The 12,159-nt window shown below is 58.1% G+C and carries 10 protein-coding genes; 2 read left to right on the top strand and 8 right to left on the bottom strand.

Translation table 11 applies throughout. The annotated features are described in order from the left end of the window. Positions 1–79 precede the first annotated feature (79 nt). From pntB to FDY93_RS00280, 8 genes are all read right to left on the bottom strand, one after another. A complete protein-coding gene (gene pntB, locus FDY93_RS00315; protein WP_138233751.1) occupies positions 80–1,477 on the bottom strand; it encodes a Re/Si-specific NAD(P)(+) transhydrogenase subunit beta in 1,398 nt (465 codons plus the stop codon). Between the two features lie 12 nt (positions 1,478–1,489). After that, positions 1,490–3,034 (bottom strand): Re/Si-specific NAD(P)(+) transhydrogenase subunit alpha, encoded by a 1,545-nt coding sequence (locus FDY93_RS00310; protein ID WP_138233750.1) that lies wholly within the window; start codon positions 3,032–3,034, stop codon positions 1,490–1,492. Between the two features lie 610 nt (positions 3,035–3,644). Beyond that, complete coding sequence (gene modA / locus FDY93_RS00305; protein WP_138233749.1) at positions 3,645–4,520, bottom strand: molybdate ABC transporter substrate-binding protein; 876 nt, start codon at positions 4,518–4,520, stop codon at positions 3,645–3,647. Positions 4,521–4,597: 77 nt separating this feature from the next. Then, positions 4,598–5,236 carry a molybdenum cofactor guanylyltransferase gene (mobA, locus tag FDY93_RS00300; RefSeq protein WP_138233748.1) on the bottom strand — a complete coding sequence of 213 codons (639 nt, stop codon included), beginning with the start codon at positions 5,234–5,236 and terminating at the stop codon, positions 4,598–4,600. Between the two features lie 293 nt (positions 5,237–5,529). Next, the gene (locus FDY93_RS00295) at positions 5,530–6,312 is read right to left on the bottom strand and encodes an outer membrane protein OmpK (RefSeq protein ID WP_220446060.1); all 783 of its coding nucleotides are present in this window, start codon (positions 6,310–6,312) and stop codon (positions 5,530–5,532) included. After that, positions 6,309–7,562, bottom strand: a complete 1,254-nt coding sequence (locus tag FDY93_RS00290; RefSeq protein ID WP_138233747.1) for a cytochrome c — start codon at positions 7,560–7,562, stop codon at positions 6,309–6,311. The genes FDY93_RS00295 and FDY93_RS00290 overlap by 4 nt, the downstream gene beginning before the upstream one ends. Then, a complete protein-coding gene (locus FDY93_RS00285) occupies positions 7,563–8,108 on the bottom strand; it encodes a (2Fe-2S)-binding protein (protein WP_138233746.1) in 546 nt (181 codons plus the stop codon). A gap of 13 nt (positions 8,109–8,121) precedes the next feature. Then, entirely contained in the window at positions 8,122–10,935 is a 2,814-nt protein-coding gene (locus FDY93_RS00280; protein ID WP_138233745.1) for a xanthine dehydrogenase family protein molybdopterin-binding subunit, read from the bottom strand. 352 nt (positions 10,936–11,287) lie between these two features. On the opposite strand from FDY93_RS00280, the gene FDY93_RS00275 reads away from it, so the two are divergent. Next, positions 11,288–11,491, top strand: coding sequence for a hypothetical protein (locus FDY93_RS00275; protein WP_138233744.1), 204 nt, complete (start codon positions 11,288–11,290; stop codon positions 11,489–11,491). A 30-nt stretch (positions 11,492–11,521) separates the two neighbouring features. Next, positions 11,522–12,112, top strand: a complete 591-nt coding sequence (locus tag FDY93_RS00270) for an ANTAR domain-containing response regulator (protein WP_138233743.1) — start codon at positions 11,522–11,524, stop codon at positions 12,110–12,112. Positions 12,113–12,159: the final 47 nt, after the last annotated feature.

Genomic DNA, 12,159 nt, shown 5'->3' with positions numbered 1-12,159 from the left:
AACCGGCCGAAACACACACAAAAAAGCGGCCACCTTGCGGGGCCGCTTCACAAAGGATGCCGAATTACTCTTTAAGTAATCAGGCCGGGTTCAGCTTACCCAGTACGCTCTGCAGGCTCTCTTTCGCATCGCCGAACAGCATGCGCGAGTTTTCTTTGTAGAACAGCGGGTTGGCGACGCCGGCGTAGCCGGAAGCCATGGAGCGCTTCAGCACCACCACTTTGCCGGCCTTCCACACTTCCAGCACCGGCATACCGGCGATGGGAGATCCGGGTTTTTCCACCGCATCCGGGTTGACGGTGTCGTTGGCACCGATGACCAGAACCAGATCGGTTTTCGGCAGGTCGTCGTTGATCTCTTCCATTTCCAGCACGATGTCGTAGGGCACGTTAGCTTCCGCCAGCAGTACGTTCATGTGCCCGGGCAGGCGGCCCGCCACCGGGTGGATACCGAAGCGCACGGTTTTGCCGGCCTTGCGCAGTTTGTCGGTGAGGTCGCTCACCGCCTGCTGCGCGTGGGCCACGGCCATACCGAAGCCGGGCACGATCACGATGCTCTCGGCGTTGCGCAGGTCTTCCGCCAGCTCGTCGTGTGAGGTGGCAACCACTTCGCCTTCCACTTCGCCGTCACCGCCGGCGACTTCACCGTCGGAGCCGAAGCCACCCAGGATCACGCTGATAAAGGAGCGGTTCATGCCGCGGCACATGATGTAACTGAGGATGGCACCAGAGGAGCCCACCAGCGCGCCGATCACGATCAGCAGGTCGTTACTCAGCATGAAGCCAGTGGCAGCGGCGGCCCAACCGGAGTAGCTGTTCAACATGGAGATCACCACCGGCATATCCGCACCGCCAATCGCGGCGATCAGGTGGATACCCAGCAGCAGCGCGATGGAGGTCATCACCAGCAGATAGACGATGGTGGTGGGGCCCACATCCGCCGGAATAAACCAGGCACCCAGCAGCACGCACACCAGAATCGCGATCAGGTTCAGCCAGTGGCGCGCCGGCAGCATCAGCGGTTTGCCGGAGATCAGCCCCTGCAGTTTGCCGAAGGCGACGATGGAACCGGTCAGAGTGATGGCACCGATGAACACACCGATGAAGATCTCGGTGTTGTGCACGATATGGGCCGCACCCACCAGGTTCACACGCGGGTCGAGGTAACCACCCCAACCGATCAGCACCGCCGCCAGGCCAACAAAGCTGTGCAGCAGGGCAACCAGCTGTGGCATTGCGGTCATCTCGACCTTGCGCGCCAAGTGGATACCCACCACCGCGCCCACGCCCATGGCGATGGCCACTGGCAGGTAGGCGCCGGAGGTGATGCCGGCCACGGTGGCGATGATGGCAACCGCCATCCCCACCATGCCGTAGTAGTTTCCGCGTCTTGCGGTCTCGTGTGTGGACAGTCCGCCGAGGCTCAGGATGAACATCACCGCGGAGAACAGATAGGCCATGGATATAACACTGTTCATGTCTGTTTCTCCTTATCGACGGAACATTTTCAGCATACGGTGGGTTACGAAGAAGCCACCGAAGATGTTGATACTGGCAAACAGTACCCCCACGAAGGCCAGCACGGTCACCAGCAGGGAACCGGTGGCGCCCACCTGCAGCAGCGCACCGATGATGACGATACCGGAGATGGCGTTGGTCACACTCATCAGCGGCGTGTGCAGGGCGTGGGACACGTTCCAGATCACCTGCCAGCCGATAAAGATCGACAGCACGAATACGGTGAAGTGGGCGACGAAGTCCGCCGGCGCGGATTTACCCAGCGCCAGCAACAGCGCGCCGGCCACGGCCCAGAAGGCCACCAGTGACAGCGGAGAAGTCTTCTTCTCCGGCTTCGGTTCCACCTTGATTTGCGGCGCGGTCTCTTTCGGTTTCTGCGGCGCAGCGGACAGTTTCGGCGGGGGCGGCGGCCAGGTGATCGAGCCTTCCTTCACCACGGTGGCACCGCGGATCGCCTCATCGTCGAAGTTGATATTGATCTCGCCATTCTTCTCCGGAGTCATGTCCGTCAGCAGGTGGCAGAGGTTGGTGGCGTACAGGGTAGAAGACTGGGTGGCCGCACGGCTCGCCAGGTTGGTGTAACCGAGAATGGTCACGCCGCTCTTCACCACTTTCTTGTCCGCTTCGGTGTAGTCGCAGTTGCCGCCCATTTCCGCGGCCAGATCCACCACCACAGAGCCATCGGCCATGGTATCGACCATGTCCGCCAACCACAGCTTCGGCGCCGGTTTTCCAGGAATCAGCGCGGTGGTGATGACGATGTCCACTTCCTTGGCCTGCTCGCGGAACAGGGCCATCTCGGCATCGATGAATTCTTTCGACATCTGCTTGGCGTAACCGCCGGTGCCGGAGCCGTCTTCCTCAATCTCCACGGTGAGGAATTCCGCTCCCATGGATTCCACCTGCTCGCGCACTTCCGGGCGGGTGTCGAAGGCCCGCACGATGGCGCCCATGCTCTTGGCGGTACCGATGGCGGAAAGGCCCGCCACACCGGCGCCGATCACCAGCACCTTGGCCGGCGGGATCTTGCCGGCGGCGGTGATCTGGCCGGTGAAGAAGCGACCAAACTCGTGGGCTGCCTCAATCACCGCGCGGTAACCGGCGATGTTCGCCATGGAACTCAGCGCGTCCATCTTCTGCGCGCGGGAAATACGCGGAATAGATTCCACCGCCAGCGCGTTGATGTTTCTGTCCGCCAGTTTCTGCAGCAGCTCGCCGTTCTGCGCGGGCTTCAGGAAGGAAATCAGGGTGGCGCCGCTGGGGATCAGCTCCAGCTCCGCGTCGGTCGGCCCCTGTACTTTCAGAACCAGACCGGCCTGGCTCAGGCAGTCGGCCGCGTTGGCGCAAATTTTGGCACCCGCTTTTTCATATTCCGCATCGGGGAAGTTTGCGGCCTCCCCGGCGCCCTGCTCAATCACAACATCAAAGCCCAGCGATTGCAGTCGCAGTACGCTGGCTGGCGTTGCCGCAACCCGCGCCTCGCCCGGCGCCGTCTCCTTTGGAATGGCAATAATCACCGTTTGTGCTCCCGTTCATTAATCGTCGTTGTTATATAACCCGTGAATCCGGGCTTGCCCTGAATGGGCATTTTGAGTACCGCTGAATTTATTTCCGGATATTTATTTCCTGTATAGCGCCGATCTCAGGGCACCCGACGACAGAGCGAAGACGGGCGCCCCCGGGGAAATAAATTCTTCCAGGAAATTAAAACCTTTTCGGTAGACCGGTGCATTAAAGAAAATAAAATTCGGCGACGGAAATAGAGGTTTCTTATTAGGCTCGCAATAGAATTCTATTGAAAACGCACAAAAAACAGTCTTTCCGAGCGCAAAACACACTGAAAACAACTGAAAAATAGTGACTTTAATGCCAATCAGTCCAATCTATCGGCGAACTGCACTTGGCCGCAGAATTAAATCAAATTTCCGCCAATCGCCAATATCCGTTCATATAAAGGAATATTTAATCAACTATTCCAAACGGTTTAAAAAAATAATAACCCTTTGAAATAGATATCAGTCAGTAATGGAATAGGTATCAAATAAAACCAATCGTTGGCGCGAATAAAAACGGATTTATCTGAAACCTTTTCAACGGTAACCGTTTGCGGAGGCGCACCATTCCGCTTTACTCGGAATTCGTCACCCGTGCCCCGTCAGGTGAGATCGCCTTATCCGGGCTATCGCCGGTTCCGGCAATCGCAAGGTAGCCCAGGGATTCCAGGCGCGCCTGCACCGGTGGGGACTGCAGATATTGCAACAACTGTATGGCGCGGCTGCGCTCGCGGGTGTTGCGGAGTATCACCAGCTGATGGTGAATGGGCGGGTGGAAATGTGCGGGGATACGCATGTACTGCCCGCCCCTGCCGGAAGCCAGCGCCTGCCCATAGGGGATCACCCCCATCTCCCCCTCCCCCTGGTGTAGCAGGATCTGGGCATGGCCGGCGTGGCCCGCGTATACCATGCGGTTCTTCAGGCGCGGCCACAGGCGGAATTTTTTCAGCATTTTCACCGCCGCATCGCCATCGGGTGCCAATTGTGGGTCGGCAATCACCAGGCGGTGCTTGCCCTTCCCCAGCAACAGGATCAACTGCCGCGGCGTAAGCTCGGTACGATTGCTGGCGAGTTCGGCGTTCAATGTGGAAAACCCCGCGGATTTTTTCTCAGAAAGCTGCCGGCTCACCCACAGCGCCAGTTGCCCGCGGGCATACTCCTGACGGCTGGCGGGCACGATAAAACCCGCCTTTTCCAGCAGCACCGGGCGCGCCATGTCGCCCGAGAGGAAAACGTCGAATAGCTCTCCGCCGCGAATCTGGCTATATAGCAGGCCGCTGGAGCCGGCAGTCACCCTGAGCAAACAGTTGCACTGCGCCTCGAAATCCCCACGCAACGCTTCCATCGCTGGCTGGAATCCTGCATCGACAGCGACCCTGAGTTCAGGGCGGTCGCGATGGCAGCCCGCCAGTAACAGCAGCAGTGAGCACAACAGAAACCGTTTGAGCATAAGCCTGAACCTCCCGTGTTCATTGCCCGCAACACCACCCGCCAAGCGGTCACAGAGAGACGCGGCCCCATACACCGCTACAGGTTCAGGCGCTCGAAATCCTGCGGGCGGTTGACGTTGAGATGCCAGTCGCCTTCCGGCACCGCCAACTGCATGCAGCCGACATAGCCGAACAGTGCGCGCATAGAGGCAACCGCGTTGCCCATGGCCGCGGCGTCGAGATAGTGGCGACAGCGCGGGGTCAACGGCAGCCAGCAGGGTAGATAAAAGTCGCCAAAGCACACCGCCTGTTCTACCTCCCGCCCCGCCAAGCACAGCTGCCGCAGTAGCGCCGGGCTGAGCAGCGGCATGTCCACCGGGATCACCAGCATGGCATCACAGGAGGAGCCGCCATCCTGCTCCTCCTCTGTGAGAAGCCGGGCGATAGCCTGCAGCCCGCCGAGCGGCCCTGCACGGGACACACGGTCCGGAATACCACCCGTGCGATTACCGCTGATCAGAACTGGGGAGAAACGAACGCCAACTGGCGGCTCCAATCTCTCCAGCAAGGTCTGCGACCGTGACAATAATGTCTCGCCATCTGGTAATTTTAGCAGCGCCTTATCGCGCCCCATGCGACTGGAGAGTCCACCTGCCAAAACCACTGGGCAGACATTTCTGGTGACCATCTGGGAATTGACGCCCCCCTGACCGATGTATGCTGGTGAAATGTTCATCTTGCGGTTGTTGCATCCTTTTGAGCGATCTCATGCCATCTCCCCGCGGTGGCCATCGCTCGGTAGACAGCCCTTGCGCATTTTACGGCAACGGGGAAGAAACCCTGCTCCGAGCCTCTGTCGCCAGCAATACCGCTAAGTGCAAAGTCTGCTCAATATCCGTCATGGTGTCGATAACGAAGGTCGAATCAGGGGCTGGCGCGAGCTGTTCACAATAGCGTGAAGGAAGGGGGATCAGATTCTTGGCCCCGAAGTCGCCATCAACTGCGATCTGGCTCCCTGCGGGCCACAACTCAGAAACGCCATACAACCAGCGCCTGTACGGCGCTTTCATCGATTTCGTTTCCCAGTTTATTGCGCCAGTACTGGTACTCGATACCAATAAATAGTTGTTTGGGACTCCTGAACAGGGCCTTTCCAAGGTCCCAGCGAAACTGGGGTTGCGCAAGTACCCAGCTTTTCACGTCGCCGAATTCACTGGTGCGGTTATGGATGTATTCAATGTGCCCCTCGATACTGAAATCCTGATTGCCGATACTGAACGGAAAGGCACCATTGAAGTCGATCATATAGCTGTCGCCTTCTTTTGGTGCGCCGTCGCCATAGCCGATATCCTGAAAGCCCGTAATATCAGTATTCAGGAACGCCTCTCCAGGCATGGCCCAGGCAATACGGATACCCGGCAGGAACTTTTCCACATTGGCGTCCGCGGAGTAATTGAACCCCGCCACCAGGCCAAAATCTTTCACCGGCCCGAAACTCAGATCGCACCGGGTGATCTTCCCCAGGCTGAAGCTTGCATACCACTCGGCGTACACATCGGTGTCATTGAAGCCATCGCGCACGCCATCATTGATAAAGTCCACGAAGAAGAAATTATCTCCATACTTCCAGCCGCTCGCGTGCTGAAGGGTGAGAATGGTGGTATCCGTGGCCCCTCCCGCAAATGGATTGTCCAGCCGGCCGTACTGCAGCTGCGCCTCTGTTGCTGACCAGTCCGCAGCCTGAGTCGGCAGCAGGTAACACACCCCCAAGAGTAATGTAGAGAGCCTCGCCATACGACCGTTTATGCTCATTCCACCGCACCGAGGTAACCATGTTCCCGCAGTTGGCGGCGAATTTCTGCCACATCTTCCACCGTTACGGGGTTCTCAGCCCCTCCCCATGCGGTGCGCATGTAATTCACCAGATCGGCCACTCGGACATCGTCCAGTTCGCGATGGAATCCGGGCATGCCGGCCCGGGCATTGGTGCGATCCATACGCTGCGCCGCCAAGCCGCGCAAAATGACTGCGATTGTGTTGTAGGGGTTATCGCCGCGAACAGCGGCGTTGCGATCCATTGGCGGCGCGAATGAAAGTGTTACCCCACGGCCTTCACGACCGTGACAGGCAGCGCAGTATGCGACAAAGTCCGCACGCCCCTGTGTGTATCGCTTTTCGGCAGCTTGTGGGTTACCGGCGTTTCCGGCCATCTTCTCGCTGTCATCCAGCAGATAGGTAATGATCGCATTGATGTCATTATCGGAAAGATGACGCAGGCTGTACTTCACCACGCTGAACATTTCTCCAAATGCGGTCCCATGCTCGCTGGCGCCGGTGGTAAACAGCAACCGCAGTCGTTCTCTGTCCCATCCCTGGCGACGAAGTGCTGCGGGTCGGATATCGACCGCGTCCCATCCCTCAAGTATGTTGCCCGAAAATTTTTCATCGTTTTTCATGGCAAACGCGAAGTTGCGCGGTGTGTGGCACTCACCGCAATGGCCCAGTGCATTGACCAGATAATTACCGCGTTGCCAATCCGGGCTTTTATCTGCAGGCTGCGAGAGTGGCGCCTTGTCGAAGAAAATCCGGTTCCAGACACTCAGCCCAAATCTCAGGTTGGCTGGAAAAAACAGGTCGTTGTCGGGCGCCACATATTCCACCGGCGGCAACTGCATGAAATATGCATACAGCGACGCGATATCCTCATCGGGGATCAGGTAATAAGAGGTATAAGGCATGGCCGGATAAAGATTGCCGTGGGCACCCTTGCCCCGACGCATGGCCGCCGTAAAATCCTCCAGAGTGTAGTTGCCGATGCCGGTTTTCTTATCCGGTGTGATATTGGTGGAGTAGAGAATACCGAATGGCGTATGGAAGGGTCGGCCACCAATAAATGGACGGCCATTGGTTGCCGTGTGGCACGCGACACAGTCGCCAGCGGCCGCCAGATAGCGGCCCTTTTCCACCGGTGACTGCTTTGCTGATGCCTGCGCATGCGTCGGCTGTGCCGCGACATTCCCCCCTATCACCAGGAAGAAAAAAACGAAAGCAACCTTGCCCATTTAATCTGCTTCCTTCAGTAGCCCGGGCGTCGACTCGATCACTTCCCGCACGGCCCGGTAGTAACGCACATAACCTGTGCAGCGACAGATATGTTCTCCCAGCGCTTCATCGATAACCGCCTCAATGGTATCCGCTGGAACCGGCTCGCGCCTTAGGTGGTCGATCAGCGCCGTGGCGGCATTCACAAAGCCCGGGGTGCACCACCCACACTGAAACGAAAAATTGCGCAGAAATGCCTGCTGTATCGGCGACAGCGCCACGATATCGCCCTCGCTGTTGTACTCGGCCTGCCCTTCAACGGTAGTGACGGTTCTACCGTTAAACCGGCCCACATTGTTGATACAGCTGCGCACCGGCTCCAGGGAACCATCTTCTCGCTCGACCAGGATGGTGCAGGAACGACACACGCCAATTCCACACCCAAGCTTGGTGCCCGTCAGATTCAGGTACTCCTGAAGAAAATCCAACATCGAGGTATATTCCTCCACCTCAAGCGGTCCGACTTTCTCACCGTTTACAACCATAGCCACCGGAATTTTCGCCATCAGATTCGTCTCCTCACAGTACCTGGGGATTAAGCGCGCGGCGCAGTCTTTCCGGCGTGATGGGAACTTCGTTAAATCGCTTGCCTGTGGCCTGGTAAATCGCCTCTGCCAAGGCGGCCACGATGGGGATCATCACCACTTCGGCAATCCCTTTGTGAGGGTCTTTTTCGGTAGCGGGCGGCAGAATTTCGTGCTGTTGGTTCCATACCGGCACATGCTTTGCGAGAGGCACCTGGTAGCGGTTCAAATTCCAGGTGCCATTGCCGGCACCCTCCGCAAGTGGTGGCAAATATTCGTAAAGTGCGTGGCCGATCCCCATGGCCACACCGCCTTCTATTTGCCCCTCCACTAACGGGCGCACAATCGTGCGGCCGCAGTCCATATAGTTCTGCAGTCCGTGGATGCTGACTTCGCCATTCCCCGGATTCACGACGACTTCCACCAGCGCCGCAGTCGGCGCATAGTAGGTGACCATGGCATTGTTCAACGCGGTTCTCGGATAGCGTACCGCCGAGCGTTTCTCGACCTGATATTCATCGGCGCTAACCTTCTCCGCGCTTCCACCTCGACGCAGCGCGAGGCCATCGATGCTCCCGGTCCATTGCCGGCCATGCAGTTCGAAATCCGCCTCGGCCCACTCCCAGCGATTGAAACTGTGCACCATTACCCCTGTGACATCGCCATTGCGATGGGCCTCTGCCGCCAATTGTTCCAGCGCCAGGGGCGGCAAATTTCCATAATGAAGCTTGCCCTCCCGCCACTGCGTTTGCCCGTCTTCCAGTTCATTTCTTTTCCACAGACGGCGGGCGGCGGGAAGCAATCCCTGCTGGAAGAGTATTTCCGCTGCCTGCTGTGTAGCGTGGCTCTGAAAATAGGAAGACATGGACGCGGCGCTCGCCATGGCCGTCACCGGAGTCCACAGCGGGTTAGCGGACTGCTGGTCCTGGTGTTGCTGACTCATGGTGTAAGGGCTTTCGGTCTGGAACTGCTGCAGGGCATGCCAGGCGTCCACCTCCCCCACCGTGCAGTGATCCGCCGCCCGCCCGAGAACAGTTTCCAGCAGCAGGGATTGGGAGGTGCCGATACCTGTGCCCATTTCCATGAATTCCACGGCCATCGACAACCGGCCCGCCGTATCAAACTGGACCGCCGCACTCGGGGCGGCGGCTCCGGTACCGTAATCCTTGGTAGCAATGGCATAGCCGGTGCCGAACAGGTAGCCGGGATTTTCCTGCTCGAAAGCTCGCTTGCGCTCCATCCGATCGCGCCACATGGGATGTTCCCGGGCGCGCTCCAGCAATTCCCGGTAGCGCACACCTACCTTCGGAACGGCGCCCTGAGTATTGCGCCAGCCGTCCTGAAAGGCGTTGCGCAGTCGCAGCTCTATGGGATCAATTCCAAGCTCTGCCGCAGCCTGGTTTACCATCATTTCCATGGCTGTCATGGTCTGCAGTGTTCCGTAGCCGCGCATGGAGCCGGAGTCCACATTCATTGACTGATTGGCGACGGAGGAAATATCGTTGCGAGGAAGATAATAGATGCTTTGAATCGCACTGGCGCCCACCATTGAGACGGACGCACTGAAGTTTTGCCGACCGCCACCGTCCACCTGCATCTCGGCAATCAGGGCCTGAAATTTCCCATTCTTTTTGTCGATCGCCAGGGTATTGCGCATGCCGAAAGGGTGGCGCTTCAAACCCGCCTGGAACTGCTCGAATCGGTTGTTGGCCAGCCGCACCGGCGCAGTGCCAAACAGTCCGGCTACCAAACCGTAATAGGGGAAAATAGAGTGGTCTTTGGCACCAAAGCCGCCCCCAACGACCGCGGAGTGCACCACAATATTCTTGATCTCTGCGGCGAACGCACTTTCGGCAATCATGTGCGCCGCCAGTTCCTGGAAATCCTGTGGCGACTGACTGGTGAGGACCAGATGTAATGTTTGCCGTTCACCGTCGAACCAGACGTTAGCAGCCTCCGGCTCCATCATCATCGGATCAACGATCTGAGTTCGATACTCTCCCCGCACAAGGTGCCAGTTACCGGATTCCGCTTCACGCTCGGTTGTAGCGCGAATCTGCTGTGCGTAATACATGCCGCGCTCGCTGACACTTCCCGACAGATTCGCAGCCCTCGGCCACTCTGCTTTGTGATCGCGGTAATTGGGAAAGAAGAGACCATCCTGCATGGGCGAGTACAGGTCTTCATCCTCGGGTCCTTGCGGCCCCTCAACACGAATGATGCGCCAGCTGGCGTAAGGGTCCCGCTCTACAGGAGGCGTTTGCGCGCCATAGCGAATCACTTGCTCATTAAACTGGAGCGCCTGTTTGGCAGTGGCGTATTTCTCAAAGTCATCGAACAAAAGCATGGCCACCGCATGGCCGTAGTAGAGCGGCGATGCACCCTCAGATAGCAGCATTGCCTCGCCGTAGAAGGCGGGCAATTTCAACTTTTTCTCAGCCAGCGTCTCCGCGGTTACTTTCGCATAGGGTTGAGCCTCCGCGGGCAACTGGGTCCAGTCCACACCATCGAAGCGTCGTTCCACCCGGTTGCAACGCAGCACCAAAGCGTAGTGTTGCTGCGGTTTCCACCCTGGCATGTCCCGGGCGCGGAAGTCCCGGCCAAAAATTTTCTGACCGGTCACTTTGGCTACGCCGTCTGTGCGGAATGCGGGATCGGAGCCTGCTCCCCGCCAATTCAACACGTCTCTCGCTGTTTCAGGATTTTGAGCCTTCCCCTTCTGCCACAGCACCGGCGCAGCGAATACCGTAATACCCGTAACAGTGCACAGCTTAATGAAATTGCGCCGATTGATGTTGAATCCTTCCATACTGCTCCTGGATTTATAGCGCGGCCATGGCGCGCAGATGCAAACGCTTACTCGCAAACGCCACATGTTGAGTTCATGCTGCTGGTTCCGGGCTCATGTCACGACTGCGCATTTCTACCCAGAGCCCACAAACTAATAGCCCTTTGTGCTGAGAAGTGCCACACCATCGGCACAGGTTTCCCTCGGAATAAATCAAACAGCATTTCCAGCCACAACACTCATCGCGAGCACCAAAAGTGAGCACGCCAACAGCGCGCGCACCTTCCGCGAGCAAAAACGCAACCCCGGTTGGCGGAAAAGCCTGCAACTCGGGTGACAGGCAGGTTTCCGGTCGCACGACCGGACGGGGTTCATGACGTTAATATTGGCAGCGCAGTCGTCTCTGGCATCAAGATTGCAGAACCTGCATAAACTCTATAGGGATCGCGACAGCCTGGACTACGGCAGGGAGCTGGACATGGCCGCGACCTATTACATAACTGAAAACATTGATCTGCGGGCCAGGCACACCAGGCGCGATGCTGACGAGTACAGCTGCGCTACTGACAGGTTCTGACTGCAGTTCGAACTGAAGTTCTGACAAGCGATGACGACGCCCCCCATCAGTATCCTGTTGGTCGACGACCAGCCTGAACGTGCCGCCATGGTGGCCGGACAGCTGTCCGCCGCCGGCTACAATCTGCTGGCACAACTCACCAGTGCCGAGGGCCTGTTGTTCCAGGTGGAAAAACACCGCCCGGATATTGTCCTGATCGACATCGAATCCCCCGACCGCGATATTCTCGAAAGTCTCGCGGTAATCAACCAGCACAACCCCACCCCGGTGGCGATGTTTTCCGTGCGCGGCGGCGCCGATTTTATCAGTAGCGCGGTGGAAGCCGGGGTCAGCGCCTATATGGTGGACGGCCTCTCCGCCGAGCGGGTGGCACCGGCGATTGAAATTGCCATGGCACAATTCCGCAGCTACCAGCAACTGCGCCAATCCCTGGCGCGTACCCAGCAACAGTTGGATGAGCGCAAGATCATTGAGCGCGCCAAGGGACTGCTGATGGCGCGCAAGAACATCAGCGAACAAGCCGCCCATCAGACCCTGCGCACCCTGGCGATGAACAGCAACTCCACCATGCGCAATGTGGCGGAGCAGATCGTCACGCATCTGCAGCGGCCTGTGAAATAGACAGTAAATACGCCGCTGAACCGCCGGCTCAACCAATAAAGAATTCG

Source organism: Microbulbifer harenosus (assembly GCF_005771435.1).
Lineage (GTDB): Bacteria > Pseudomonadota > Gammaproteobacteria > Pseudomonadales > Cellvibrionaceae > Microbulbifer > Microbulbifer harenosus.
The sequence above is the reverse complement of the archived record's forward strand: the minus strand, read 5'-3'. Positions and strand labels throughout refer to the sequence as shown.